General features: G+C 58.9%; 22 protein-coding genes and 1 CRISPR repeat array. Of the genes, 11 read left to right on the top strand and 11 right to left on the bottom strand.

The window, feature by feature from the left end; all coding sequences use genetic code 11:
- Positions 1-5: 5 nt before the first annotated feature.
- Together LHF31_RS07915 and LHF31_RS07910 are read right to left on the bottom strand one after the other, a co-directional pair.
- A complete protein-coding gene (locus LHF31_RS07915) occupies positions 6-1,379 on the bottom strand; it encodes a lipopolysaccharide assembly protein LapB (RefSeq protein WP_298004112.1) in 1,374 nt (457 codons plus the stop codon).
- Positions 1,380-1,382: 3 nt separating this feature from the next.
- Positions 1,383-2,585 (bottom strand): tetratricopeptide repeat protein, encoded by a 1,203-nt coding sequence (locus LHF31_RS07910; RefSeq protein WP_298004115.1) that lies wholly within the window; start codon positions 2,583-2,585, stop codon positions 1,383-1,385.
- 325 nt (positions 2,586-2,910) lie between these two features.
- Here LHF31_RS07910 and LHF31_RS07905 point away from each other — a divergent pair, with 325 nt between their 5' ends.
- The 9 genes from LHF31_RS07905 to LHF31_RS07865 all read left to right on the top strand — a co-directional run bounded on the left by LHF31_RS07905 (position 2,911) and on the right by LHF31_RS07865 (position 15,225).
- Complete coding sequence (locus tag LHF31_RS07905; protein WP_298004118.1) at positions 2,911-3,714, top strand: hypothetical protein; 804 nt, start codon at positions 2,911-2,913, stop codon at positions 3,712-3,714.
- 111 nt (positions 3,715-3,825) lie between these two features.
- A complete protein-coding gene (locus LHF31_RS07900) occupies positions 3,826-4,659 on the top strand; it encodes a flavodoxin domain-containing protein (RefSeq protein WP_298004121.1) in 834 nt (277 codons plus the stop codon).
- A 256-nt stretch (positions 4,660-4,915) separates the two neighbouring features.
- Complete coding sequence (locus LHF31_RS07895; RefSeq protein ID WP_298004126.1) at positions 4,916-6,244, top strand: MFS transporter; 1,329 nt, start codon at positions 4,916-4,918, stop codon at positions 6,242-6,244.
- Complete coding sequence (locus LHF31_RS07890) at positions 6,241-7,155, top strand: polysaccharide deacetylase family protein (protein ID WP_303774060.1); 915 nt, start codon at positions 6,241-6,243, stop codon at positions 7,153-7,155. The genes LHF31_RS07895 and LHF31_RS07890 overlap by 4 nt, the downstream gene beginning before the upstream one ends.
- Positions 7,156-7,185: 30 nt before the next feature.
- Positions 7,186-9,078 carry an ABC-F family ATP-binding cassette domain-containing protein gene (locus LHF31_RS07885; protein ID WP_298006348.1) on the top strand — a complete coding sequence of 631 codons (1,893 nt, stop codon included), beginning with the start codon at positions 7,186-7,188 and terminating at the stop codon, positions 9,076-9,078.
- Positions 9,079-9,209: 131 nt separating this feature from the next.
- Complete coding sequence (locus LHF31_RS07880; RefSeq protein WP_303774058.1) at positions 9,210-11,078, top strand: DUF4914 family protein; 1,869 nt, start codon at positions 9,210-9,212, stop codon at positions 11,076-11,078.
- A gap of 177 nt (positions 11,079-11,255) precedes the next feature.
- Positions 11,256-12,641 carry an AAA family ATPase gene (locus LHF31_RS07875; protein ID WP_298009758.1) on the top strand — a complete coding sequence of 462 codons (1,386 nt, stop codon included), beginning with the start codon at positions 11,256-11,258 and terminating at the stop codon, positions 12,639-12,641.
- A complete protein-coding gene (locus LHF31_RS07870) occupies positions 12,601-13,320 on the top strand; it encodes a histidine phosphatase family protein (RefSeq protein WP_298009755.1) in 720 nt (239 codons plus the stop codon). Before LHF31_RS07875 ends, LHF31_RS07870 begins: the two co-directional genes overlap by 41 nt.
- A gap of 144 nt (positions 13,321-13,464) precedes the next feature.
- Positions 13,465-15,225, top strand: coding sequence for a S9 family peptidase (locus tag LHF31_RS07865; protein ID WP_298009753.1), 1,761 nt, complete (start codon positions 13,465-13,467; stop codon positions 15,223-15,225).
- A gap of 104 nt (positions 15,226-15,329) precedes the next feature.
- Here the strand turns inward: LHF31_RS07865 and LHF31_RS07860 are convergent, their stop codons facing one another.
- The 7 genes from LHF31_RS07860 to radA form a co-directional block, all read right to left on the bottom strand.
- Complete coding sequence (locus tag LHF31_RS07860; RefSeq protein WP_298009751.1) at positions 15,330-16,226, bottom strand: DNA adenine methylase; 897 nt, start codon at positions 16,224-16,226, stop codon at positions 15,330-15,332.
- Position 16,227: 1 nt separating this feature from the next.
- Positions 16,228-16,617: a PD-(D/E)XK nuclease superfamily protein gene (locus tag LHF31_RS07855; RefSeq protein ID WP_298009748.1), complete on the bottom strand. Its 390-nt coding sequence runs from the start codon at positions 16,615-16,617 to the stop codon at positions 16,228-16,230.
- Positions 16,618-16,667: 50 nt separating this feature from the next.
- Complete coding sequence (locus LHF31_RS07850; RefSeq protein ID WP_303774055.1) at positions 16,668-17,333, bottom strand: NBR1-Ig-like domain-containing protein; 666 nt, start codon at positions 17,331-17,333, stop codon at positions 16,668-16,670.
- A gap of 156 nt (positions 17,334-17,489) precedes the next feature.
- Complete coding sequence (locus LHF31_RS07845; protein ID WP_298009743.1) at positions 17,490-17,702, bottom strand: hypothetical protein; 213 nt, start codon at positions 17,700-17,702, stop codon at positions 17,490-17,492.
- Between the two features lie 176 nt (positions 17,703-17,878).
- Positions 17,879-18,097 (bottom strand): hypothetical protein, encoded by a 219-nt coding sequence (locus LHF31_RS07840; RefSeq protein ID WP_298009740.1) that lies wholly within the window; start codon positions 18,095-18,097, stop codon positions 17,879-17,881.
- A gap of 101 nt (positions 18,098-18,198) precedes the next feature.
- Positions 18,199-18,438 (bottom strand): hypothetical protein, encoded by a 240-nt coding sequence (locus tag LHF31_RS07835; RefSeq protein ID WP_303774052.1) that lies wholly within the window; start codon positions 18,436-18,438, stop codon positions 18,199-18,201.
- Between the two features lie 68 nt (positions 18,439-18,506).
- A CRISPR array of direct repeats spans positions 18,507-19,891; the repeat unit is 36 nt; unit sequence GTCTTAATACCCTTTCGGGTCTTCTTTGATTCAGAC.
- A 226-nt stretch (positions 19,892-20,117) separates the two neighbouring features.
- Positions 20,118-21,524 (bottom strand): DNA repair protein RadA, encoded by a 1,407-nt coding sequence (gene radA, locus LHF31_RS07830; RefSeq protein ID WP_298010028.1) that lies wholly within the window; start codon positions 21,522-21,524, stop codon positions 20,118-20,120.
- A gap of 43 nt (positions 21,525-21,567) precedes the next feature.
- Between radA and LHF31_RS07825 the strand changes: the two genes are divergently transcribed.
- Complete coding sequence (locus LHF31_RS07825; protein ID WP_298010025.1) at positions 21,568-22,428, top strand: DegV family protein; 861 nt, start codon at positions 21,568-21,570, stop codon at positions 22,426-22,428.
- A 69-nt stretch (positions 22,429-22,497) separates the two neighbouring features.
- Here the strand turns inward: LHF31_RS07825 and gatB are convergent, their stop codons facing one another.
- Together gatB and LHF31_RS07815 are read right to left on the bottom strand one after the other, a co-directional pair.
- Positions 22,498-23,934, bottom strand: coding sequence for an Asp-tRNA(Asn)/Glu-tRNA(Gln) amidotransferase subunit GatB (gatB, locus tag LHF31_RS07820; protein ID WP_303774051.1), 1,437 nt, complete (start codon positions 23,932-23,934; stop codon positions 22,498-22,500).
- Between the two features lie 41 nt (positions 23,935-23,975).
- The gene (locus tag LHF31_RS07815) at positions 23,976-24,890 is read right to left on the bottom strand and encodes a 1,4-dihydroxy-2-naphthoate polyprenyltransferase (protein WP_298010013.1); all 915 of its coding nucleotides are present in this window, start codon (positions 24,888-24,890) and stop codon (positions 23,976-23,978) included.
- Positions 24,891-25,023: 133 nt separating this feature from the next.
- Between LHF31_RS07815 and LHF31_RS07810 the strand changes: the two genes are divergently transcribed.
- A complete protein-coding gene (locus tag LHF31_RS07810) occupies positions 25,024-26,208 on the top strand; it encodes a glycosyltransferase (protein WP_298010010.1) in 1,185 nt (394 codons plus the stop codon).
- Position 26,209 lies beyond the last annotated feature (1 nt).

The following is a 26,209-nucleotide window of genomic DNA, read 5'->3' as shown; positions in this document are numbered from 1 at the left end:
CCGTATTACGGATTGCGGGTAATGCCAAACGACGCACAGATGGACTCGCTGGCTTGCACGATGCCCATCACCGTGCTGTCGCTGGCGTAGAGCGCCCGCACCCGGTCAAAAACCTTCAGCGCGCGGTCGCAGTAGTCTCTGGTCTCGCCCACGGGGCGGTACATTCCGGCAAGCACCGAGCCGTAGGTGTAGTAATACACCACCGTGGCGGGGTCATTGGGTTCCAGGGGAATGCCCTGAATCTCAATCGGCGGGTCGGTGGCAGGGTCGCAGTCGCGCACCTCGCAGGACACCTGCGGAGGACAGCCCTCAACCGCGCACTGCAGGGCGGGGATGGCTGTCTCATAGTTGCGGGCTTTGAAGTACACCATGCCCAGTTGTCCGTACAGGTCAGGGCTGTAGGGGTCAATCTGCAGAGCTTTCTTGGCATTCAGTGCCGCCACAAAAAACTCGCCCATCTGAGTGTACACCTTACCAATGGCGATATACGGCACGGGGTCTTCGATGCCCAGTTGTTTGTTTTTGTTCACCGCTTTGGCAAAGTAATCCAGCGCGGTGGTGTAATACTGCATGGCAACGTTCTTCTGGGTCTGGGTCATGCCCAGATGACGGTAAATGACGCCCGCCTGCACATACAGGAAGGTGAGGTTGGGGGCAAGTTCGATGGCGCGGTCGTAGGCTTGAATGGCGCCCTGATAATCGCCCAGCGTTTCGAGGATGGCGGCTTGCACCCGCCACACATCCATCAGGTTGGGGTTGCGCTCCACCGCCAGTTGAATGTACTGGCGGGCTTGATCCCATTTCTGCTGGTCGTTGAGGATTTCGGCAGAGTACGCCAGCGCCAGCACGTTGTTCTTATCCAGCAGGAGGGCTTTTTGAGCGTCCTGCTCGGCTTCCACCAGCAGGCGACTGCGCTCCTCGCCCGATTCAAGCAGTCCGGCGTTCCAGTCGCGCACGAAAGCGCGGATGGCATAGGCACTGCTGTCTTCGGGCGCCAGTTCCACCGCGCGGTTTGCCGATTCCAGCGCCTCGGCAAGACGCTGGCGCTGGGCTTCGCGGGTGGTCAGCGATTTGTAGGAGTAGGTTTGAATCTGCGCCAGTTCCATCCAGATGCGTGCGTTGTTGGGCTCGGTCTGCAGGGCTTGCTGATAGGCTTCGATGGCGCCTTTCAGGTTGCCCGCCTGAAAGTGAGTCTGCCCTTCCAGCGCGTAAGAGTTCGAGGTGCGCGTGGGGGTGGGGGTGGGCAGAAAGAGCGGCTCAATTTGCTGCGTTTGCAAGCCGCGCAGAACCGCCACCAGCGCCAGCAAGACCACCGTAAGCGCCAGAATGGTGTAGGGGTTGGAAGAAGACCGTTTGCGGAACAGGTATTTTTGCGCCATGGCTTATGGGGTGGGGGTGGGCTGGTCGCCGCCCGTCTCACAGATGCGCACAATCTCGGCGGCGTTGTCCAGATTGACCGCATCATCGGGGAAGGCTTGCTGGAGCGCCTGCGAAATTTGCAGGGCTTCGCCGCACTCGCCCACATACGCCAGCGAGATGCCGTAGCGGGTGTAGAGATACTGGCTGGTGGCATCCAGGGGCAGCCCCTGCACAATCGTACCGCTCTCAGAGAGTCCGCCGCGGGTGGCAAGGCGCAGGAACTTCACCGCCTGATTGTAGTTGCGCGAGCGGTAGTGAATGGTGCCCAGATAGCCGTACAGGAAGGGGTCGGAGGGATCTTGCTGAATGGCTTGCTCGGCGTACTGGGCGGCTTTGGCAAACTCGCCGTAGCGCAGGTAGGTCAGGGCTGTCTCCACGTAGGGGCGTGGATCGTCGGGTCGCAGGGCAATGGCTTTGTTGAATTCTTCAATGGCTTTATCGTAAATGTCCTGGGCTTTGTAGTTGCGTCCCAGCGCCAGGTGCAGGTCGGCAAGGTTGCTGTTGAGGGCAATGGCTTGCTGGAACGCCACCACCGCATCGGCGTAATTGCTGGTGATCTCCAGCACGTAGCCGCGGGCGCGGTAGGATTCCATCTGATCAGGCGCCAGTTCCACCGCCTTGCGCGAGGCTTCAATGGCTTTATCCAGCGTGGTGGGGTCGTCTTTCCCCTCGATTTTTTGCAGTGCCAGCACCTCTGCCAGATAGGCATACGCCAGCCCGTTGCCGGGCTCCATTTCGATGGCTTTGTTCAGTTCTGCCTGAGCGGGCAGGTACTCGCCCTGCAAGCCCAGCGCCCATCCGTGGATGGCATGCGCCAGACTGCTGTTGGGGTTGAGCAGGATGGCATTCTCGGCGTTCTTTTGCGCCTCGGCATACTTGCCGTAAAGGGCTTGCAGACGCGCCAGTTCCAGATAAATGGTGATGTTCTTGGGATCTGCCTGCAGGGCTTGCTGGTAGGCGGCTTCCGCCTGGGTAAAGCGCCCTTCGGCGGCAAACGCGCGGGCTTCCTGCAGGAACGATTCGGGAGAGCGGGTCGGGGTGGGGGTAGGCACAAAGAGCGGCGGGGTGTTGGGCACGACGAACTGGTTAACGTACAGCATCACCCCGACGGCGGCAATCAAGACCATCAGCCTGAGCGGGTTGGCGCGCCGTTTGCGGCGCGTCATGCTCCACCTGGAGCCAGATAAATACATGCGTTCATCTTACCGAATCTTGCGCCGGGCGTCAAGGAAGGGATTTTTAATGTAGAAAGCCAGAACCTTTCCCCCCACAGAAAAAAAAAACAGCCTTTTTTCGAACGGGATTACCCGTGGTCGATGTTTCCACACCCGGAATAGGTTAAATAAATAATTTTGATATATAATTTTAAGAAGTAGAAGATTTACTCTTTATGGGGGTGAGCAAACCACGCATCACAGCCGCGGCACATCCCTGCCCTTAACGGTTGATTGCACAGGAGAGAAGGTCAATCCACCTGAAAAGGAGCCGACTGTGAACAGGTTACGCATTGCTCATCTACGGTATGTGTTTGGGGCGATTATCGCTCTGATCAGCATCATGGCACTGCCACAGACAAATCGCGTATCGGGTTCTAATGTCGACAGATTGCCATCCGATATTCCCATACCCGAGGCGTCTACCCCCGTTCCCTCCGATAAAAACAGTTTTCTGCCTCCCGAACCGGACTCTGACGATGATTTCTTTTCCATTCTTACGCCAGACCCCCTGTCCAAAAACGGTAGCGCCAGACCTGTCATTGAGAACCCCTCTGGAGAAACATGGAGCGCTCCACCCGATTCTGGATCCAGGAACGACGATGAGCGGATGTCATCTACCCTCTCCAGTAACCTGGCAGCAGTACTCGCCGCGGGTGGCTCCCTCTTAACCTGCGGCGCATCGGGAAATACAAGTTGGACGACAACCTCCAGCAGTTTTCAGGTCATTCGCCAGTGCACCCTCACCGTACCGCAAGCCGGCTGGGTGTTCATCTCCACCAATGGTTCGGTGGCGCGGCAAAATGGCGAATACGAAGCCCTTTTTGAGATTGGCATTGATACCATCAGCGGCGATGCTGACATTGACCGCTGGGTCAACATCTACGACGACTCCGGAGACGGCACGGACGAGTCCGTGGCTCTCTCGGTGCTCAAGCCGGTAACCGCCGGCACACATACTTTCTACTTCCTCGGCAAACGGTACGGCGGTTCGGGTACGGTGCTGGTGTACGACCCCACCCTCACCGTGATTGCCCCGGGTGCTCAGATCCATTTACCTCTGGTCATGAAAGGAGAATAACGTCAGGATCGTACAGGAAAGATCCGACATCCCCTTTCACTCGACGCTGCTCTCTGCGGTCTGGCTAAACCCGATGTCTCCGGGCAGTGGTGGACTATTTGGAGACATTCCATGGATATCAGACTGATTTACTTTTCTCAGACGGGCAACACGCGTCGCATTGCTGAGGCAATGGCTGAAGGTTTTCGGGAAGCGGGACATGCCACACGGCTGATCTCGCTGAAGAAAGCCTCTCCTCAGGATGCTGCCGCGGGCGATTTGCTGGGCATAGGAACGCCCTGTTTTTCCAGCCAGGCACCTGCGCCCATCAAAACATTCCTGCAGAATCTGCCGGCGCTGGAAGGCAGGCGTGCTTTTGTTTTTGCCACATCGGGCGGTGCGCCGGGTCGAGTCCTTTTCGACCTGACGCGCCTGCTGCAAGCCAGGGGGGCTGATGTGGTGAGCGGCTTTCTCGCCCGTGGAGAACTTCATCATCCTGCGCCCTGTCTTCAGGGCAGGTTTCCGGGGCGCCCCAACGCAGAGGATTTTGCCCGGGCGCGGCGCTTCGCTACAGCGCTCATCGAACATGTCTCGGCTGGCTCCCCTGACCCTGTGGCTGAGAGCCGTCCCGATACCTTTAAGCCGGGAGGAAGGTTTTACAACCTTGTCGCCCTCATCAGCACAGATGGCTTTCTGCGCCGGATGTTGCCAGAACCCAAACCTGACCCGGCACGATGCAATCGGTGCCAGTGGTGCGTCTATGAGTGTCCGGTGCATAACATCACCCTGCAACCCTATCCGATTCTGGGAGATCGCTGTATCCGCTGTTACCGCTGCCTGACCGGATGCCCTCAAAAGGCTTTCCACGCAGACTGGAGACTGGGCAACCTTGCCATTCTGTCCTTCTACAACACAACCTTTGAGCGCTGGTTTGGCGACCTGAAACCCGGTGAGCGCATCTACTGAACGGGTATGCCCTGAAAAGCCCCCCCATCAAACAGGCACAAAACGCCGGGAAACGCTGGCGCGGATACCGGTATCCGGCTGAAAGACAGGATAATATAACCATTCACAAACCTGCCTGACAGACTCTTGAGACCAGTCCGTTCAGTGCAGGCAAAGACCATTTCATCCACGCCCCCGGTCAGCAAGGCAAAAATCAGTGAATCGGGTATTCATGCTAGAATTAATAAAAGATTCAGCAGACAGGAAAGGGACGCCCATGAAATCAAAGTTTATCAATTCGCCGTGGACGTATTCACTGGGGATGCTGGCTTTAATGATCCCGGGGCAGGCGTTCAGCACGTATTACACGTATTTTTATGTAGAGACGCTGGGGCTGGCAGTTGGGCTGGCAACCATAGCCCGCACAATCTATATGGTATGGGACGCCGTCAACGATCCCCTTTTCGGCTACTGGTCTGACAGCACCCGCACGCGCTGGGGACGGCGGCGACCCTGGCTGGTAGCCACTTTGCCGTTATTTGCCCTCTTTTTCGTGCTTGTCTTCTCGCCACCCCGCGTATTCCAGGGGGAGAGTCTGTTCATCTGGTTCACTCTGGCGCTGATCCTGTATGAGACAACCGCCGCCATCCAGTGGACGAATTACGGTGCGCTCTTTCCCGAGATTTTCCGTGGAGATGCACAGCGCGCGCGGGCTTCGGCGATCCAGCAAGGGTATCAGATCATCGGCATTCTGATTGGCGCGGCTGTAACGCCGATTGTCTTCGCTGCGTTCGGCTTCCAGCGCATGGCGTTGCTGTTCGCAGTCGTGTACGCCATTTTAATGGTAATTCTCATTCTCACGGTGCGCGAAAGTTCCGAAGCGCAGCAGAAACCCCCGCTCAAATTTGCCGAGGCGTTTCGAGAAACACTTAAAAACCGTCCATTCTGGGTGTTCAACATCGCCAACTCCTTTGCTCAGACGGTCAACGGCTTGCTTGGCTCCATCATCCCCTTCTACGCCAAATACGCGCTCAAAATTCCCGAAAGTCAGGTCTCCATCCTTCTGGCAATGATCTTCATCCCCGTAGTGCCGCTCGTTTCGGTATGGGCATGGTTGATTCGCAAGGTTGGAGCAAAGCGCGCCTGGCAGACAGCCATGGTTGTGTATGGGCTTTCCGTCATCCCGATGGCATTTGTTGAAGGGCTGATCGGCGGAGCGCTGGGGGGCTTTCTGGTCAGTTTTGGTCTGGCGGGCTTTCTGGTCACCCCCAGTGTGGTTGGCGCGCGCATCATTGACCTGGATGCCGAACGCACAGGACAGCGGCGCGAAGCCATCTACGGCGCTGTAGGCGGCTTTATCACGCGGTCGAGCGCCTTTCTTTCTGCAGTGGCTTTCTGGATCGTGGGTATGCTTTACGGCTACGAAAGCGGTCAAAACCCTGGTCCCAACCCGGAAGCCGCGTTTCGCTTTCTGATCAGCGCAGTACCGTTTGCCCTGCTGTTGATTGCATTTGCCATCACCTTTTTATATCGAGAAGAACACCCTGTCGTCAAACTGGCAGGCGAACAGCCTGGGGCAGGCACGCAGCAAGAGGAAAAAGAATGACACGCTATTTGATCATTAACGCCGATGATTTTGGATTGAACCATTCCACGAATCTTGCCATCATGGATTTGCTGGAAAAGGGCTGGATCACCTCCGCTACTCTCATGACACCCTGTCCCTGGTTCCCTGAAGCAGCAGAATATGCCCGCACGCATCCGGAGAAGTGTATTGGTTTGCATTTGACTTTTACAAGTGGAGAAACGCCAGATGAACGCTGGCGCCCGATTGCACAGGGAGAAGTCCCTTCGCTGGTGGATGCAGAGGGATATTTTTATCCAGATGTGTTCAGTGTGGAGCGCTTCTCTCAACCGGCAGACGTCAATCGAGAAATGCGGGCACAACTGGCGTATGCCGAGCGGTGGGGGGTGCGCGTCTCGCATCTGGACAATCACATGGGGTCGCTCTACGGTGTGATGGGTGTGCAGAGCCACCTTCCCCTGGTCTTTCAACTGTGTGCCGAACGTGGTTTTCCCTTCCGCCTGCCCACGCGCTTCCTGCCGGGCGACGCTATCGGCGATTCGCTCAGCCCGGAAGTTCTTGGCATGCTTCAGCAGGTTGCAGAGATGGCAACTGCGCTGAAGGTTCCGGTGCTGGATTGCCTGCTTGCACACCCGTATGAAAAGTTACCGGGCGAGACCTACGAAACATTCCGCGACAGTGTATGTAAAAAACTGACTCAACTGCCGGAAGGCGTCCATGAACTTTTCCTTCATCCAGCCGTGGATAGTCCGGAACTGCGCGTCACTGCGCCGCACTGGGAAAAGCGCACGTGGGAACACCGCCTGCCAGCCGATCCGATCTTCCGGGAAACGCTGGCGCGTGAACGCATCCAGGTCATCTCCTGGCGCGAGGTGCGGGCAGTGCGAGGGTTTGCCCGTACAGATGACGCAACCCCTTCCGCTTCGCCGTGAACCCTTCCTGCCTGTGGTATACTCTCCAGCGTGTCGGTGCTGATTGCCAACCACCTGAGTAAATCCTACGGCGCGCTGGATGTCTTCCGCGACCTCAATCTGGCGATTCCTCACGGCGCGCGCATCGGGCTGGTGGGCGTCAACGGCGTGGGCAAGACCACCCTCCTGCGCATCCTGGCAGGCGAGGAAGAACCCACCACCGGCGAGGTGCAGATTGCCCGCAACTGCCGGGTGGGCTACCTGCCCCAGCGCCCCCACTTCAGCCATCAGCGCACCATCTGGCAGGAATGTCTGAGCGCCTTTGCCCCCCTGTTACAAATGCAGGACGAACTGCACGCCCTGGAAACGCGCATGAGCGCCGGCGATCATTCCGAAGAGACGCTTGCCCAGTACGGCAAACTTCAGGAAGCCTTTGAACGCGCCGGCGGCTATACCTACGAAACGCGCATCCGCCAGACCCTGCAGGGACTGGGCTTCAGCGAGAACGACTACCAGCGCCCGCTGAACAAAGCCTCTGGCGGACAGCAAACCCGCGCCCTGCTGGCACGCCTCCTCCTCAGCCAGCCCGACCTGCTGTTGCTGGACGAGCCCACCAACCACCTCGACATTCAAGCCATCGAGTGGCTGGAAAACACCCTCAAAGAATGGCAGGGCGCCGTCCTCCTGGTCTCGCACGACCGCTACTTCCTCGATCAGGTTGCCGAACAAATCTGGGAGATGACCCCGGCGCTGGAAATGTACCCCGGCAATTACACCGCCTACCTGCATCAGCGCGAGGAACGCTACCGCCGCCGCATGGAGGAATTTGCCGCACAGCAAGCCTTCATTGAAAAAGAAGAGGAATACATCCGCCGCAACATTGCCGGGCAGAACACCGCCCAGGCAAAAGGCAGGCTCAAACGTCTGGAGCGCCTGCTGGAAACCGCCCGCCTGACCCCGCCGGTCAAGCCGCGCGCCCTGCGCCTGCAACTGACCCCTCTCCAGCGTTCGGGTGATCTGGTCCTGCGCACCCACGCCCTGGCAGTGGGCTACCCCGACGAACGACGCGTGCTCTTCCGCGTCCCCGACCTGACCCTGCGGCGCGGCGAATGCGCCGCCGTCATCGGTCCCAACGGCGCCGGAAAGACCACCTTCCTCAAGACCGTCCTGGGCATCCTGCCCCCCCTCGAAGGCGAGGTCACCCTGGGCGCCAGCCTGCAGGTGGGCTACTTTGCTCAGGCGCACGAAGGGCTGAACCCCGATCACACTCTGATGGAAGAAATTGCCGCCGCCGCGCCACACATGCTCCCCGGGCAGATTCGCGACTATCTGGCGCGCTTCCTTTTCACCGAAGATGACGTCTTCAAGCCGGTGCGGGTGCTTTCGGGCGGCGAACGCGGCAGGCTGGCGCTGGCGGTGCTGGCGCTCTCCAAAGCCAACCTGCTCCTGCTGGACGAACCCACCAATCATCTGGATTTGCCCTCGCAGGAAATTCTGCAAGCCGTCCTCGCCGACTACGAAGGCACGGTACTGCTGGTTTCGCACGACCGCTATCTGATTGACGCTCTGGCAACCCAGATCTGGGAAGTCATTCCCGAAGCGCGCACCCTGCGGGTGTTCGAGGGCACCTACAGCCAGTACCGCGAGGTTCTGCGCGCCGAGGAAGAAGCCCGCCGCGCGCAGGCGGCACCCGTCAAGCCCGCCGAGAAGCCCGCCCCCCGCTCCACCCCCTCTCGCAACAGAGAGCGCGAGCGCATCAAACGCCAGCAGGCACTGGAAGCCGAGATCCACCGTCTGGAAGAGCAACTGGCAGTGCTCAGCCGCGCCCTCGAATCGCCCCCACCCGACCCGGCAAAGGTGCTCAAACTGGGACAGGACTACCAGAACCTTCAGCAAACCCTGGAGCAAAAACTGCACGAGTGGCTGGAGGGAGAGGATCATTAATCCTCACCCAAAAGGGTCATTTTTTTCTGAATCATCTTCCCCTTTTCCCTCAAAATGCTATAATCTGCGGCATTATTTCCGCTTGTCTGACGAGTCAGGAAAGCCTGCCAGCATTTACAGGAGGTCGTTTTATGGACTGGACGCAGTTCAACATTCCGGAGGAGGCAAAAGCCATCCTGAAACAGGCACCCCGCGTCATTTCGCCTGCTTCTGAGCAAGAATTAACCGATCTGGCGTGTGGCGGTCGCGAGAGCAATGCCTTTGAGGTGGCATACGACGTGCCCGGCGTGGGACGGGTGGTTGAAGCCCACGTTGCCCGCGTGCGCAACGGCATTGCCGCCAATTATCTCGAACCGTATATGCGCCGACGAGACCCCAACTGCCTGGTGGTGGGAGATGACCTGCCAACCGACAAGCCCCGCTTTGCCGAACGCTTTGGCAAGCCTTTTGAGGAACTGCGCCAGCAAACCTTTGACTGGCTGAAAACGCAGGAATTGCTCGTGTTTGCCTTTAACGCCGGCGCCGATGAGATCGGGTTGAGCGCGCTGGTGCTGTGTCCTGCCAATGCCGGGTTCTTTGCCCTGGGTCTTGCCATGCTTCAGGGAATGATTCCCCCTGCCGAAATCCCCGCAGATTTCCACCCCTCGGCGGTGGTGTACATTGCGCCGGTCTTCCGCCACACCCACTTTCAGGGCAAACAGGTGGTGGTGCACAACCGCCTGCCCGGAGTGTACGAGATGTTCTCCTACAACCTCTACCCGGGTCCCAGCGCCAAGAAAGGCGTGTACGGCATGCTTCTGAACCTCGGCGAAAAAGAGGGCTGGACCACGGCGCACTGCTCCACCGTGCGCGTCATCACCCCCTACGACAACGAGATCACCCTCATGCACGAGGGCGCCAGCGGCGGCGGTAAGAGCGAAATGCTGGAGCAAGCCCACCGCGCCCCCGATGGACGCTGGCTGCTGGGACGCAATCTGGTCACCGGCGAGGAACGCTACCTGCAGATTCCCCGCGCCTGCGAACTGCGCCCCGTGACCGACGACATGGCGCTGTGCCACCCCTCCATTCAGGCAAATCACGGCAAACTGCGCCTGAAAGACGCTGAGCGTGCCTGGTTCGTGCGCGTGGATCACATCCGCCGCTACGGCACCGACCCCTTCCTTGAAGGGTTGACGGCACAGCCCGAACGCCCCCTGCTCTTCCTGAACATTGACGCCGTGCCCGGTTCGCGCGCCCTCATCTGGGAGCACATCGAAGACGCCCCCGGCAAGCCCTGCCCCAATCCCCGGGTGATCATCCCGCGCGCCATCGTCCCCAACATCATTCACGGCTCGGTGACGGTGGACATCCGCAGTTTTGGAGTGCGCACCCCGCCCTGCACCCGCGAAAACCCCAGTTACGGCATCATCGGGCTGTTCCACATCCTGCCGCCTGCGCTTGCCTGGCTGTGGCGTCTGGCGGCGCCGCGCGGACACGACAACCCCAGTATCGTGCATGAAGAAGGCATGAGCAGTGAAGGCGTCGGCTCGTACTGGCCCTTCTCCAGCGGTTTGCAGGTGCGCCACGCCAACATTTTGCTCGACCAGTTTGCCGCCTACCGGCGCATGCGCTACATCCTCGTCCCCAACCAGCACATCGGCGCGTGGAAGGTGGGCTTCATGGCACAGTGGATTGCCCGCGAGTATCTGGCGCGGCGCGGGAGCGCGCGCTTCCGCCCGGAGCAAATCCGCCCGGCGCGCTGCGCCCTGCTGGGCTACGCCATGCACCAAATGCAGGTAGAAGGCCAGCAGATTGCCCGCTGGTTCCTGCAGGTAGACACCCAGCCCGAAGTGGGAGAAGAAGGCTACGATCAGGGCGCGAAGATCCTCTACGAGTTCTTCCGCCGCACCCTTCAGCCCTTCCTCACCGAAGACCTCGACCCCCTGGGCAGGCAAATCATCACCTGCGCCCTCGACCGCGGTACCCTGCAGGATTTCGAAGCCCTGATTCCAGCCGAGTAGTCCATCCCCTTCCCAGCGCAGATCCGACCCAGACCATCCCGCGGGGGGATGGTCTGGCTTGTCTTTCGGGCGGGTAGAGGCGCCCCCTGCCCGCCATAAAACTTCAGACAAATGTTCCACACTCCCCCAAAACATGATATATTCAACATCAGAATCTCAGGGAGGAGCACAAAGCGCATGGACCTTTTTGACCATGCTCATGAAGAACAAATGAAGAGCGAAGCCCCGCTGGCGGCGCGACTGCGCCCGCGCACCTTTGACGAAATGGTCGGGCAGGAACACATCATCGGTCCCGGCAAACTGCTGCGCCGCGCCATCGAGACCGACCGCCTCTTCTCGTCCATCATCCTGTGGGGACCGCCCGGCACCGGCAAGACCACCCTGGCGCAGTTGATCGCCCAGTACACCCGCGCCCATTTCGAGGTCATTTCAGCCGTGCTGGCGGGTGTGCCCGATCTGCGCCGCGTCATTCAGGAAGCCGAAGAACGCCGCAAACTGTACCGGCGGCGCACCATCCTCTTCGTGGATGAGGTACACCGCTGGAACAAAGCCCAGCAGGACGCCCTTTTGCCCCACGTGGAAAGCGGCATGATTACCCTGGTAGGCGCCACCACCGAAAACCCCTACTTCGAGGTGATCAGCGCGCTGGTGTCGCGCTCGCGCATCTTCCAGTTGCTCCCCCTCGAAGAGCATCACCTCAGCGTGCTGTTCGACCGCGCCCTCACCGACCCCGAACGCGGTTACGGCAACCTGAAAGTGGAGGTGGACCCCGAAGCCCGCGCGCATCTCATCCGCGTATCCGGCGGCGATGCCCGCAACCTGCTCAACGCCCTGGAACTGGCGGTTGAATCCACCCCGCCCGATCAAGAGGGCGTCCGCCACATCACCCTGGAGGTGGCGCAGGAGTCCATCCAGCGCCGCGCCGTGCTGTACGACAAGAACGGCGATGCCCACTACGACACCATCTCCGCCTTCATTAAAAGCGTGCGCGGCTCCGACCCCGACGCCGCCCTTTACTGGCTGGCGAAGATGCTCGCCGCTGGCGAGGATCCGCGCTTCATCCTGCGGCGCCTCATCATCCTGGCAGGAGAGGACATCGGGCTGGCAGACCCGCACGCCCTGCAGGTTGCCGTCTCGGCGGCATATGCCTTTGATTACATCGGCATGCCCGAAGGCATTTACCCCATCGCCGAAGCCACCCTTTACCTTGCCACCGCCCCCAAGAGCAACACCGTGGGCACGGCGTACTACAGCGCCCTGGAGCGCATCCAGCAGGAAGGCGCCGGTCCCGTCCCCGTGCACCTGATGGACGCCAGCCGCGACGCCAGAGGACTGGGACACGGCAAGGGCTACCTGTACCCCCACGATTTCCCCGGTCACTTTGTCCCCCAGCAGTACCTGCCCGCCTCCCTGCAGGGAACGATGTTCTACAACCCCTCTGACCAGGGCTATGAAGCCGCCATTCAGGAACGCCTCAAACGCTGGCGTGCCTGGAAAACCGCTCAAACGGAGACCGCCCCCCATGAAGCCCCCGACCATCCTTCTGCTGATTCGTCACGGTGAGACCCATTTTGTCGCTCAGGGGCGCCTGCCCGGACGTCTGCCCGGCGTAACCCTGACCGAAAAGGGCATCCAGCAAGCCCAGACGCTGGGCAAACGCCTTGCCGATGCCCCCATCCGCGCGGTGTATGCCAGCCCGCTGGAACGCGCCCGCGAGACCGCCCGTCCCCTTGCCGAGGCAAAAGGATTGCCCATTCTGGAAGCCGCAGGGCTGAACGAGGTGGACCCCGGGGAATGGGCAGGGCGCACGCTGAAGAGCCTGCGCCGGCTTAAGGCGTGGAAAGCCCTGCGCGAGCGCCCCGAACAGTTTACCTTCCCCGGCGGCGAGTCCTTCCCCGAAGCGCAGGCGCGCATCATCGCCCAGCTGGAAGACCTGCGCCAGCGCCACCCCGGCGAGATGATCGCCTGCTTTACCCATGCCGATGTGGTGCGTCTGGCGGTGGCGCATTACCTGTTGATGCCCCTGCACGCCCTGCACCGCCTTGCAGTGGCGCCCGCCTCGCTCAGCGTGGTGGTGTTCGGTGAGGACGGCGAGGTGCACGTGCCGCACATCAACCACGTGGACGGGTTGAACCTGACGCCCCCGCCCGAGAAAGCCCCCCGCGCCGACCGGGAGATGTACCGGAACAAGCACGAACACCATCACAACGGAGCAGGACCTTCGAGAAATTCCATGCGCTAGAAACTTGATTTTTTAATCAAAATGAATATACAATGAATCGGGTTGAACCTTCACACGAAAGGGGGTGGTTTGTTGGGAGTACGCACCTGACGCCTGACTTCATCGCTTTCAACGCTGTTTGTTTTTTTTCTCGGGAGGACAACCATGAATCAGAAACTGTATCGCAATCTCTTAATCGTTGCGCTGGCAATGATTTTGATCGGGGGATTGCTTGCCAGTGCCGTGCAAACCAACTTTGGACAGGTGATCGTTAAAGATGTGCGCTTTGCCGCACCCAACGGACGTCTCTACTCCGCCCTGCTCTACATTCCCAAAGGGGTGTCGGTGGAAAAGCCCGCGCCGGGCATCCTCGCCATCCACGGCTACATCAACTCGCGTGAGACGCAGAGCGGCTTTGCCATTGAATTTGCCCGCCGCGGCTATGTGGTGCTGGCGCTTGACCAGTCCGGGCACGGCTACAGCGAAGGTCCCGCCTTTGCCGACGGCTTCGGCGGCATTGAAGGACTGCGCTACCTGCGCTCGCTGGACATTGTGGACAAGAACAACATCGGTCTGGAAGGGCACTCCATGGGCGGCTGGGCAGTATTGATTGCCGCCTCGGTGTTCCCCGATGGCTACAAATCGGTGGTGCTGGAAGGCTCATCCACCGGCACTTACGGCGCACCCGACGGCACCCCCGAGTTCCCCCGCAACGTGGCAGTAGTCTTCAGCCAGTGGGATGAGTTCTCCGGGCTGATGTGGCTGACACCGCGCGCCGTGGATGCCGGCAAGACCGACAAGATGAAAGCCCTCTTCAACACGCAGGAAGACATCCAGGTGGGCAAAGTGTACGGCGATATCAACGCCGGCACGGCGCGGGTGCTTTACCAGCCGCGCATCTCCCACCCCGGCGATCACCTGAGCCAGCAAGCCATCGGTCACGCCATTGACTGGTTCCAGAAGACCCTGCAGGGCGGCACACCCCTGCCCGCCAGCAATCAAATCTGGTACTGGAAGGAAATTGGCACGCTGATTGCCCTGCTGGGCTTCTTCCTGTTCCTCTTCGCCGTGGGCGGTCTGCTGGTAGAAGTGCCCTACTTCAAAGCCATTGTGGATCCTCTGCCTGCCGCCAGAGGCTTGAGCGGCTGGGGCTGGTGGCTGGGGGCTCTGCTCACCGCCGCCATCGGTCCGCTGACCCTCTTCACCTTCACCACCTGGGCAGGCAAACTCTTCAAAGCCTCGTGGTTCTTCCCCCAGAACATCACCACCCAGGTCACCTTCTGGGCGGTGCTGAACGGACTGATTTCCCTCGCCCTGCTGTTGATCTGGCACTTCCTGCTGGTCAAGAAAAGCCAGCGCGGCGGCGGGGATGAATACGGACTGACCTGGAACGGCAAACTCAACTGGATGAAGATCGGGCGCGCCTTCGTGCTGGCACTGTCCATTGTCCTGCTGGGTTACGCCACCCTGCTGGTCACCGACTTCCTCTTCAAGACCGATTACCGCTTCTGGGTGTTCGCAGTCAAACTGATGAGCCCGACGCACTTCGCCATCGCCCTGCGCTACCTCATTCCGCTGTTTGTGTACTTCTTCCTCGCCAGCCTTGCCCTGTTTGCGCAGATGCGCCGCGCCGACTTCGGGCTGTGGAAGGAAGTGGCGGTGAACGCACTGTTCTTCATCGTCGGCTACACCGCCCTGCAACTGGTGCAGTACATCCCCATGTGGACAAACGGGATGCTGCTGGATCCCACCCAGCCGCTGTGGACGATCATCGGCATTCAGTTCATCCCCATCCTCGGGCTGGCAGGCGCGCTGACCACCTTCTTCTACCGCAAGACGGGACGCATCTACACCGGCGCGTTCCTCAATGCCCTGCTCTTCACCTGGATTGTGGTGGCGGGCACAGCCACCCACTTCCCGCTGTGACGCACTGAAGCGCTGAGCGCGCCATTGCAAAGGGCTGTCCGGTCACTGTACCCGACAGCCCTTTTTTGTCTTCCCACCCGTTCCATACAAAAACCCCATCGAAGTTAAGAGGCAGAATGAATCAGGTACGTTCCTCTCGTCTCCAGCAGTTGCAGTTGAATGGCTCTTTCAACAGGATAATTTGTAATTAACAGTTCGGTAATCTTGCCTCGCTTTGCACCATTGCAGTTGATGGCACGATTGGCTAAGACCTCATCCGTTAAAAAGTATTCAGGGAAATAGAGATCGCGAATCAACCGGGTGTCTGAGTTTGAGAGGGTCACAAAGACCCCGTTACGAGTTAATTCAACACAAACATCCCTTAACTTTGCCTGTTCTTGTACGCCAAAACCGTTTGGCTGGTAGGAAGTGAAATTCGCTGTCTGAGAAAGCGGCACGTAGGGAGGATCAAAATATACCCAGTCTCCCATCTTTGCCCGTTCAACAACCGTCTCAAAAGAAACACATAGAAGATCTACATCCTGCAAGGCTTGCGAAACGGCGATTAAGTTTTCCCTGTCCAGATATTTTGGAGATTTGTATTTGCCAAAAGGCACATTAAATTTTCCCTGACGATTGACGCGGTACAGGCCGTTGTATCCGGTCTTATTCAGGTAAATCATGCGAGCAGCCCGCTCCGGTAAACTCATTGTCCACGGATCTTTTTCGCGAATCTCATAATAAAAGGCTTTATCGTGAGGGTACTGCTCCAGGATGGAGATAACTTCCAGCACATGGTCACGGATGGCAAGGTAGGTATCTATCAGTTCGGCGTTAATATCAGAGAGAATCGCATGCCGGATTTTGCGATCGCGGTAAAGGCGAAAGAATATGGCTCCACTCCCCACAAAAGGCTCGTGATAGGTGTTGAAAGAAACCGGCATGCGTTCAAGAATTGCATCTGCCAGTTGTGTCTTTCCGCCAGCCCATTTCAGAAAAGGTCGTGGAACCGGGTTTCCCATATCACAGTCCAAAATAAAGGCGCAACCAGTCTTCCAGATCTTCAAACCAGACCACTTTTCCGGTTGACATCAAGTAACCGCTCATATTTTCCGAAAAACCTTCCCCGTCAATCACGACAATTCCGGGAATGGGCCAGTGCTCAATATCCTGAATGGTGGAAGGCACTTTTTCTTCCGCCGTTCCCGGAGTGGACTGGAATTTACACTCGATCCCCAGACGCTTTCCCGTTTTAGGCTCGGTAAGAACGACATCAATATGTCTTTTTTGTCCCCAGAGCCTCCTTGCCGCCCTGACTTCTGTCTTGACTTCCAGACCCAGTTCGCGGGCAAGATCCACAACTCGTTGTTTCAGTTCGTTCCCACTTCGCGGGGCAGTTCCTCTTCCCGGCATACCCGGTTTCCTTTCTATAGAACATTATATCTAAAAGACCTGGATCCAGTCTAGCGGTCGCTCACCCAGAAATCCACGTACAGCGGGCAGAAGGTGAACCCCTGATCCACAATGGCCAGTTTCCAGTCGGTGCGGTAATAGCCGGAGGTTTCGGGGGCTTTCAACTCCACCTGCAGATCCACCGTCTCGCCGGGCTTGACCGTGCGCGGCAGGTCGTAAATGGTCTGCACGGCGATTTTATCGCCGCCCAACTGCACCAGGTCAATGCCAATATCCTCCCAGACCGCCTTGCCCACGTTCTGCACCGTCCAGGTGACGGTGAAGGTGGTGTTGGGCTTGATGGTCGAGCCGTCGCGCGGCACCTGCGAGACCAGCCGGCAGGTGTAGGGCGAGGGAGTGTTGGTGATGGTGGCGCTGGGCAGGGGCGTTGCCGTGCGGGTGGGCACCAGGGTGATGGTGGGGGTGACGGTGGGGGTTGCCGTGCGGGTAGGTGCGGTCGTCTGCGTGGGGGTGATGGTGGGGGTGATGTTCAGAAGCGCCTGCGAGGTCTGCAGGGCTTCCTGCGTGCCGCGCTCCTGCGTCCGGGCGGCGGCGGCGGTCTGCGTCAGCACGGCAGGGTCCATGGTGGGAGCGGGGGTGGGCGTGGACTGACAGGCCCCCAGTCCCGCGGCGGTCAGGGATAAAACCAGCAACAGAAGCACAATCGTTCGAGGCATAGGGCTTCCCCCTCAAGGGTGTGGATGGTTTAAGTATATCTGAATTTTGTCCGAGCGGGTGACCCAAAACAGCCTCTCCCTGCGCAAGTGCAGGGAGAGGGGAACCTCTGCCGCCTTTCGGTCTTAATCCCCTTTCGGGTCTTCTTTGATTCAGACTTACTTGCGTTTGGGCGGTTCTTGATCCTCTACCCACTCGTCCTCGAAAGGACACGGGATGCCCAAATGATGATACTGCGCCCAGATTGACGCCCGCAAATCCGCCTCCTGTGATTTCGGGTTCGCGTACTTAATCCAGTCGGCGTTCCGGTCTTGGGTCTCGTCGCTGTTAAGTTCCGATTCGCGAATAACAACAGGTTCTTCGTCGCTCATATAACCTCCTCAATTGATTGTAACCGTTTAGTGCTTCTAGTCACCTCGCGGTGCTTCGAACGTTGATACGTCTTAATACCCTTTCGGGTCTTCTTTGATTCAGACGACCTTCCCTTTCTGCACGAATAGTTTCATGGCAACTCCTTTCTAAGGGAGGGCTGGCGCCCTCCCCTGCCTTACGCAATCAGGTTCTTTTCACACTCATCACAGATTTCTGTTTCCGTGCCCTCGAACCACAGGGTCTGGTGGGTCTTACCGCACACAGGGCATTTGACGGTAATGACTTTGCGGGTGTCGCAGTCATCGCAGATAATCTCGACGGGTTCATCGGCATATTCCCAGGCGTCCGTCATCATTTCTTTCTTGCAGAACACACAAACGGCTTTCTTCAACATACAACCTCCTCAGTAATTAGAAATTCCCGCTGTTGTCAGGGGGTTGAAATCGAACAGGGCTGTGCCCAAACAACGCAAAACAATTTTCGCTCTCCCAGCCTTTAACCTCCCTGAAAGGTAATCTCCCAGACGTAATCATCCAGTGCTTTTGAGCAAAATTCAGCATTGAAGATATCCACGCCAGCCTTTTTCAGTTTCTGGCTGAGTTTTAGGAGACCAATATATTCGTCAAACAGGTTCTTCAGTTTGCCTTTCAGCAACCCTTTGACAAACAACTCGTTGTACATCTCTTCGTCGTATGGGTCTCCGAAAACCAGAACATTATCCACGTACAGAGCCACGTTCTGGTCAATCCCCCTCTGAGTTGCGTAGAACAGAAATCCCGAAAGAGCATCCACAATCTCGTTGAGTCTTAATACCCTTTCGGGTCTTCTTTGATTCAGACGGAAAATACAACGGAGGGAGAAATGAAAACTGAGTCTTAATACCCTTTCGGGTCTTCTTTGATTCAGACACTTAAGATAAACGGTCGGTATGATTTGTCCGCGGTTCTGTCTTAATACCCTTTCGGGTCTTCTTTGATTCAGACTTAGCGTTGGAAATATCGTACGGCCAAAAGGCCGTAGACGTGTCTTAATACCCTTTCGGGTCTTCTTTGATTCAGACGCACCTGCCAGTGGCTGTGCCCCTTCCAGACGGGAGGGGCGTCTTAATACCCTTTCGGGTCTTCTTTGATTCAGACCCACGAGAGAAAGTGGCGCGGGCGCCCCATTCAGGGCGCAGTCTTAATACCCTTTCGGGTCTTCTTTGATTCAGACTCTTCAACCTTACCTCCACGGGCATTGAGCATCCTGTATTGGTCTTAATACCCTTTCGGGTCTTCTTTGATTCAGACAATCTTGAAAGGCATGGACGCGACAGACATGGCTCGCAGATGTCTTAATACCCTTTCGGGTCTTCTTTGATTCAGACGTTTCACCTGCAAATGCAACCGTTGCATTTATGCTAGAGTCTTAATACCCTTTCGGGTCTTCTTTGATTCAGACGTTTCACCTGCAAATGCAACCGTTGCATTTATGCTAGAGTCTTAATACCCTTTCGGGTCTTCTTTGATTCAGACAAACAGCCCAAGAAAGTATCGGATAAAAACAAGCCAGTGAGTCTTAATACCCTTTCGGGTCTTCTTTGATTCAGACTTAAGACCTTTTCCCCCCCCTCTTTCCCTCTTCAGCCTGTCTTAATACCCTTTCGGGTCTTCTTTGATTCAGACTAAACCTTCATGGTTTGTCTCTATTGGAGGATAACTATGGGTCTTAATACCCTTTCGGGTCTTCTTTGATTCAGACTCATCGCTGCCGCACTTTGGTCGTCACTGATCATTGTGCTGTCTTAATACCCTTTCGGGTCTTCTTTGATTCAGACTCTCAAAGTGGTGGGCAGGGTACAGTTCCTGCCCTCTAACGTCTTAATACCCTTTCGGGTCTTCTTTGATTCAGACAATCGAACTCGAGGGTGAGCCGGCCACCCTCATAGAATGTCTTAATACCCTTTCGGGTCTTCTTTGATTCAGACTGAAGAGAAGGCAGACAGGGAAACAAGGCTGAAAAAGTCTTAATACCCTTTCGGGTCTTCTTTGATTCAGACGTATACCACTTCGCACCCCTTGCATCCGCACCCGTACTCGGTCTTAATACCCTTTCGGGTCTTCTTTGATTCAGACTGGTGACTGCTTTATACTCCACAAAAGGTCTTGCTTGTGTCTTAATACCCTTTCGGGTCTTCTTTGATTCAGACTGTACTTTTGCCCATCCACTGCCTGCCGGTAGAAGTGCCCCCGCAGGGTGAACTGTTTCCAGAATAGCACATCTTTTTTCAAAAATCAAGTCTTTTTCCATGTCTTTCTCTCCGGCAGAGTGGTTTCGTCTTCCACCTGCCCGATTTTTGCGTACCCCCCCTGAAAAAATGCCCCGAAATGCCCTGAAATAGAGGGGGGGTACGCAAATTACTTCTCCCGCCCGCTCTACTCCCGCGCAGGGGCTTCCACCAGCGCCATGGTCAGGGCTTCGCGCAGAGAGCGCGCCTCCAGCACCTGCATGGCTTCGGGGTAGGCTTCGCCCCCGCGGCGGATGCGCCGCGGCACCACCGCGGTATCAAAACCCAGGCGGGCGGCTTCGCGCAGGCGCGCGCTCATCTGAGAGGGCATGCGCAGTTCACCCGAAAGCCCCACCTCGCCGATCAGCACCGCGCTGGCGCGCACCGGCACGTCCTTCATGGAAGAGGCAATCGCCGCCGCCACCGCAAGGTCAGCGGCAGGCTCGCTGATGCGCAGCCCCCCGATCACGTTGACGAAGACATCCTGCTCGGCAAGGCGCAAGCCCATACGGCGGGTGAGCACGGCGGTGATGAGCAGAAGGCGGTTGCCGTCAATGCCGTTAGCGGTGCGGCGCGGCAGGGTCAGCGGGCTGGGGCTGGTCAGCCCCTGAATCTCCACCAGCAGGGGGCGCGTCCCCTCCATGGTCACGGCAATGGCAGAGCCGGGCACGTTCACCAGGCGCTCGGCCAGGAAGGCTTCGGAGGGGTTGAGCACCTCGCTCATGCCGCGTTCGAGCATCTCGAACACCCCCACTTCCGAGGTGGCACCAAAGCGGTTCTTCACCGAGCGCAGCAGCCGGTAAGACTGGTAGCGGTCGCCCTCCAGATACAGCACCGTATCCACAATGTGCTCCAGCACACGCGGACCGGCAATGATGCCCTCTTTGGTGACATGCCCGATGACAAAAATGGAAATTCCCGCCGATTTGGCAAGGTCGCGCAGACGGCTGGCGCACTCGCGCACCTGAGAGACCGATCCCGCCGGCGACTCCAGCGCGGGCAAATAGACCGTTTGAATGGAATCCACCACCAGCACCGCGGGATTCAGCCCGCGCACATGCTCCAGCATGGCATCCAGGCTGGTTTCGGTGAGCAGGAAGAGGTTTTCGGGTACGGGGCGGTGGTTGAGCAGGCGCAGGGCGCGCATCTTCACCTGCCGCTCCGACTCTTCTCCGGAGATGTACAGCACGCGGCGTTCCTGCGCCATTTCCAGCGCCACCTGAAGCATCAGGGTCGATTTACCAATGCCGGGGTCGCCGCCCACCAGCGTGATCGAGCCGGGGACAACGCCGCCGCCCAGCACGCGGGCAAACTCGCCAATGGGCACGGGCAGGCGGGCTTCATGATCGCCCTCAATCTCATTCAGCCGGCGCGGTTGAGAGGCAGTCCCGCCCGGCGAGGAGGAGGCGCTGGTGCTTCTGGCGGGCGCGGCGGAGGGGGCGATGATCTCTTCGACCATGCTGTTCCACGCCCCACACTGCGGACAGCGCCCCATGGCGCGCGCCGCAACCCGCCCGCAGTTCTGACACACATAACGGGTTTGCACTTTTGCCATGTCCATCATTATAGTCCCGAATGAACCGACGTATAATAAAAGCATGAACAACACGACTTCCATTGCTCTGGTGACCGATTCCACCTGTGATATCCCCCCCGAATATCTTCAGCGCTACGGCATCCTCGTCCAGCCGCATGTCCTCATCTGGAACGGCGTGGAGTACCGCGACCGCGTGACCCTCTCCTCGGAGGAATTTTACCGCCGCATCCAGACTCAGGGCTCCCTGCCCACCACCGCGCAAGCCAGCGTGCACGACTTTCTGACCCTGTTTCAGTCCCTGAAGGATCAGGGCTACCGCGAGGTGGTTTTGATTCTGCTCAGCGGGCAACTCAGCGGGGCGATTCTCTCGGCTCAGCAGGCGGCGGAGCAGTCGCCCATTCCCGTGCATGTGTACGACTCGCGCTCGGTGACGGCGGGGCTTGCCTGGCAGGTGCTGGCGGCGGCGCGCGCCCGCGAGCAGGGCGCATCGGCGCAGGAGATGATTGCCGCGGCAGACGCCGTGCGCCGCAGGTTGAGCCTGGTGATTGCCCTGGATACGCTGGAGTACCTGCACCGCGGCGGACGCATCGGCAGGGCGGCGTGGCTGGCGGGCTCGATCATGCGCATCAAGCCGCTGGTGCGCGTCAACCGCGAAACGGGCATCGTCGAAGCCTACGGAATGGAGCGCACCCATCAGCGGGCGGTTGAAGCCATGATCAAACGCTTCTTCAGCGAGGTGGCAGGCGAAGGCGCCCTGCACGTGGCGGTCATGCACGGCATGGCGGAAGAAGAAGCCCGGCTGATCGCCGAACGCATCCGGCAGGAACATCCCGGCGCCGAGGTGTACGTGCACATCACCGGTCCGGTGCTGGGGTTGAACACCGGTCCGGGCGCGCTGGCACTGGGTGGTTACCGCGAGTGAAGCGGGCAAGATGAAAAGGCAACGGCGGAGCCGTGGGCGCTCCGCCGTAAAATGCAGGGTTGCGGGGGGTTATTCTTTCAGCAGGTCTTCCAGCACCTGACGCGCCACGTTGGGGTCGGCTTTGCCGCGCATCTTGCGCATCACCTGCCCGACAAACCAGCCCATCAGGGTGGTCTTGCCCTTGCGGTACGAGTCCACCTCGCGGGGGTTCTCTGCCAGCACTTCCTGCGCCACCGCGCGGATGGCACTGTCGTCGCTCACCTTTGCCAGCCCTTCGGCTTCCACAATGGCAGATGGACTGCTGCCGCTCTCTTCCACCTTCACCAGCAGGGCTTTGGCGGTGGTCAGGTTGATGGTGCCGGCATCCACCAGGCCCTGAATCTCCGCCAGATAAGCGGGGGTGAGGCGCATGGCGGCGGGGTCCAGTCCGCGCTCGTTAATCAGGCGCAGGACGTCGTTCATCATCCAGTTGGAGATCTTCTTGGGGTCGCCGCCGTAGGCGCGCACGGCGTTTTCGAAGTAATCGGACAGTTTGCGCTCGGCGGTGAGGATTTCGGCATCGTATTCGGGCAAGCCGTACTGATCCACAAAGCGGGCGCGGCGCGCCAGCGGCAGTTCGGGGAAATCTGCCAGAATGCGCTCCTTCCAGGCGTCATCCAGACGCACGGGGAGCAGGTCGGGCTCGCGGAAGTAGCGGTAATCGGCTTCGGTTTCTTTGGAGCGCATCTTGCGCAGGGTCTGGGTTTCGTCGTCCCAGTCCAGCGTCCAGGCTTCCACCCGCCGCCCGGCTTCCACCTCGCGGATCTGGCGCTCGATTTCGTTCTGGATGGCATTGCGCACGGCGTCAATGGAGTTGACGTTCTTGATCTCGGTCTTGGGGTTGAGGATGGTGGAGCCTTTCGGGCGGATGGAGACGTTGGCATCACAGCGCAGGTGGGCTTTTTCCATGTCGGCTTCGGAAATGCCCAGCCAGCGCAGTAACTGGCGCAGACGGATGAGGTACTGGGCGGCTTCGTCGGCACTGCGCAGGTCAGGACCGGTGACCATTTCGATGAGCGGGACGCCACAGCGGTTGAAGTCAATGTAGCGCTGTCCGTTGACGTTTCTGGTCTTGCCGGCATCTTCCTCGATGTGCAGTTTGTGGATGGTCACCCGGCGCACGTAGCCCTGCGGCATGGGCAGGTCAAAGTAGCCGCCGTGCGCCAGCGCCATATCGTACTGCGAAATCTGATAGCCCTTGGGCAGGTCGGGGTAGAAGTAGTTCTTGCGGTCGAAGTAGGAAATCGGGCGGATGTGGGCGTGCATGGCGTGCGCCAGCAAAACGGCTTTTTCCACCACCGCCTTGTTCAGCACCGGCAAAACGCCCGGCAAACCGGTGCACACCGGACAGATGTTGGTGTTGGGCGGCTCATTCCATGAATCGGCTTTGCACGAACAGAAGATTTTGGTGGTGGTGTTCAGTTGAATGTGGGTTTCCAGCCCGATGACGGCTTCGTATTCGCTCATAAGACTCGCATCCTCTCTGGGGAGATTATATCATCAGCCGGTCAGGCGAGGAATTTCGCCAGGGTCAGCCCGACGGCCATCAGCAGGCAGTAGAGCAGTTCCAGTTGACCGGTGCCCGCCAGGGTGTGGTTGAGGGCGCGTCCGCTCCGGGTGGCAATCTCCCGCATCAGCGGCACTGCCCGGGGGATGGACAGCCAGCACAGCAAAATCCACGGCGAGACCAGCCCGGAAAGGGTCATCAGCAGGGGGGCGAGGTACGCCAGCACCAGCAGGGAGAGGTACTCCTTGCGGGTCCAGTCGGCACCGAAGCGCACCGCCAGGGTGCGTTTGCCGCTGAGCGTGTCGGTGGGGATGTCGCGCAGGTTGTTGACCACAAGGATGTTGACCACCAGCGCCCCGATGGGCACCGAAAGCGCCACCGCCGTCAGGGTGACCGTGCGGGTGTGCACATAGTACGTGCCCGCCACCGCCGCCAGCCCGAAGAAGAGGTACACAAAAACCTCGCCCAGCCCGTTGTAGCCCAGCGGGTAGGGTCCAGCCGTGTAGAGGATGGCGGAGATGATGGCGAGCACACCGATGAGGATGACCAGCCAGCCGGAGATGAGGGTGAGGTACACACCGCACAGCGCCGCCAGCCCGAATACCACCGCCATGCCCATCTTGACCTGCGCGGGGGTGAGCAAGCCCGCCTGGGTCACGCGGGTGGGACCGACGCGCTGGCTGGTATCGGCGCCCTTCTGGAAATCGTACACGTCATTGGCAAAGTTGGCGCCGATCTGCAGGAAGAGCGCGCCCAGCAGGGCGGCAAGCGCGGCATCCCAGCGGAAAGCGCCATCGTAAAACGCCAGCGCGCTGGCGGCAATCACCGGGGCAACGGCGGCGGGCAGGGTGCGCGGTCGCGCCGCCATCCACCAGACGCGCAGAGGGGAAGAGGGGGAAAGGTGCGCTTGAGTCATGTGCCTCCCGCTTGTGGTTGAATTGAGGTGATTATACTCCGTCCAGCGTCAGGAAAGGGAGCGCGGGGGGCAAAAATCTGCCGGACAGTCGGGCAATTCTCGGGTAAAATCAGCCCATCAGGTAAAGACAACCATGGAACAGAGAACCAGAAAGGTCCTGATCATCACCACCGCATTCCCACGCTGGATGGGGGACGGCAGGGGCAATTTTGTCTACGAAGCCGCGCAGGCGGTCCGGCGGCAGGGCTGGCAGGTGCGGGTGATTGCCATGCACACCCCGGGAGCAAAGACCCACGAATGGATGGACGGCATCGAGGTGGTCCGTCCGCGCTACCTGCCGGAGCGCTGGGAGATCCTGGCAAAAGACAGCGCCGGACTGCCGCAGGCATGGCGCACCAATCCATGGGCAAAACTGGCGCTGATCCCTTTCCTGATCCGGCACACCCTCGCCGTCCTGCGCTATGCCCGCCAGGCAGATATCCTGCACGCCAACTGGACGCTTTCGGGCATGGTGGCGTGGCTCACGCAGGGGGTTCACCGCAAGCCCTACGTGGTGACGGTACAGGGAAGCGATGTGTTTCAGGGGTTGAAAATCCCGCTGGTCAGGCAGGTCTCCGCATGGGCGCTCCAGCGCGCTCACTTCGTCTTTGCGTTGAGCCGGGCGCTGGCTCAAGAAGTGCAGGCAATTGGCGTTGCCGCAGAAAAAGTGAAAATTGTGCCCAACGGGGTCAATCTTGCGTCCATTCGAATCCTTCTGAAAGAAGAAATACCCCGCGAAGCGGTGATCCTGTTTGTCGGTTCGCTGTTCTGGCGAAAGGGGGTAACCCACCTGCTGGAAGCCTTTAAGAACATCGCCTATGAAATTCCTGCATACCGGCTGGTATTTGTGGGAGAAGGAGATCAGCGGGAACTGCTGGAAAAACGGGTGCGCGAAGCGGGACTGGAAGAGCGAGTGGTCTTCACCGGCAACCTCCCCCACGATGATGTGATTCGCTGGATGCGCCGGGCAAAGGTGTTCGTTTTACCTTCCGTTGAAGAAGGACAGGGCGTGGTCTTGCTGGAAGCCATGGCTTGCGGCACGCCCTGCATCGGATCGAAGGTCGGCGGCATTCCAGATATTGTGACCCCCGACTGCGGCTTCCTCTTTGAAGCCGAACGTGTGGAAGAACTGGCAGACACCCTCAGACAGATTCTCGTTCAAAATGAGGCATGGGAGGAGAAAAGCCGCAACAGCCAGAAGCGCGTGGAAAGCCTTTACGACTGGGACAAAATCGCTTCTTCCATTGTTGCCTATTATGATCAGGCGCACGGAGCATAGA

It is taken from the genome of Anaerolinea thermophila (assembly GCF_020723905.1).
In the GTDB taxonomy this organism is placed as follows: Bacteria; Chloroflexota; Anaerolineae; order Anaerolineales; family Anaerolineaceae; genus Anaerolinea; species Anaerolinea thermophila_A.
The sequence above is the reverse complement of the archived record's forward strand: the minus strand, read 5'-3'. Positions and strand labels throughout refer to the sequence as shown.

Bases quoted from the DNA above. Each gene is read 5' to 3' on its own strand.
- LHF31_RS07915 (WP_298004112.1), bottom strand. From the start codon at position 1,379: ATGGCGCAAAAATACCTGTTCCGCAAACGGTCTTCTTCCAACCCCTAC.
- LHF31_RS07910 (WP_298004115.1), bottom strand. From the start codon at position 2,585: ATGACGCGCCGCAAACGGCGCGCCAACCCGCTCAGGCTGATGGTCTTG.
- LHF31_RS07900 (WP_298004121.1), top strand. From the start codon at position 3,826: ATGGATATCAGACTGATTTACTTTTCTCAGACGGGCAACACGCGTCGC.
- LHF31_RS07895 (WP_298004126.1), top strand. From the start codon at position 4,916: ATGAAATCAAAGTTTATCAATTCGCCGTGGACGTATTCACTGGGGATG.
- LHF31_RS07890 (WP_303774060.1), top strand. From the start codon at position 6,241: ATGACACGCTATTTGATCATTAACGCCGATGATTTTGGATTGAACCAT.
- LHF31_RS07880 (WP_303774058.1), top strand. From the start codon at position 9,210: ATGGACTGGACGCAGTTCAACATTCCGGAGGAGGCAAAAGCCATCCTG.
- LHF31_RS07875 (WP_298009758.1), top strand. From the start codon at position 11,256: ATGGACCTTTTTGACCATGCTCATGAAGAACAAATGAAGAGCGAAGCC.
- LHF31_RS07870 (WP_298009755.1), top strand. From the start codon at position 12,601: ATGAAGCCCCCGACCATCCTTCTGCTGATTCGTCACGGTGAGACCCAT.
- LHF31_RS07865 (WP_298009753.1), top strand. From the start codon at position 13,465: ATGAATCAGAAACTGTATCGCAATCTCTTAATCGTTGCGCTGGCAATG.
- LHF31_RS07860 (WP_298009751.1), bottom strand. From the start codon at position 16,226: ATGGGAAACCCGGTTCCACGACCTTTTCTGAAATGGGCTGGCGGAAAG.
- LHF31_RS07855 (WP_298009748.1), bottom strand. From the start codon at position 16,617: ATGCCGGGAAGAGGAACTGCCCCGCGAAGTGGGAACGAACTGAAACAA.
- LHF31_RS07850 (WP_303774055.1), bottom strand. From the start codon at position 17,333: ATGCCTCGAACGATTGTGCTTCTGTTGCTGGTTTTATCCCTGACCGCC.
- LHF31_RS07845 (WP_298009743.1), bottom strand. From the start codon at position 17,702: ATGAGCGACGAAGAACCTGTTGTTATTCGCGAATCGGAACTTAACAGC.
- LHF31_RS07840 (WP_298009740.1), bottom strand. From the start codon at position 18,097: ATGTTGAAGAAAGCCGTTTGTGTGTTCTGCAAGAAAGAAATGATGACG.
- radA (WP_298010028.1), bottom strand. From the start codon at position 21,524: ATGGCAAAAGTGCAAACCCGTTATGTGTGTCAGAACTGCGGGCGGGTT.
- LHF31_RS07825 (WP_298010025.1), top strand. From the start codon at position 21,568: ATGAACAACACGACTTCCATTGCTCTGGTGACCGATTCCACCTGTGAT.
- gatB (WP_303774051.1), bottom strand. From the start codon at position 23,934: ATGAGCGAATACGAAGCCGTCATCGGGCTGGAAACCCACATTCAACTG.
- LHF31_RS07815 (WP_298010013.1), bottom strand. From the start codon at position 24,890: ATGACTCAAGCGCACCTTTCCCCCTCTTCCCCTCTGCGCGTCTGGTGG.
- LHF31_RS07810 (WP_298010010.1), top strand. From the start codon at position 25,024: ATGGAACAGAGAACCAGAAAGGTCCTGATCATCACCACCGCATTCCCA.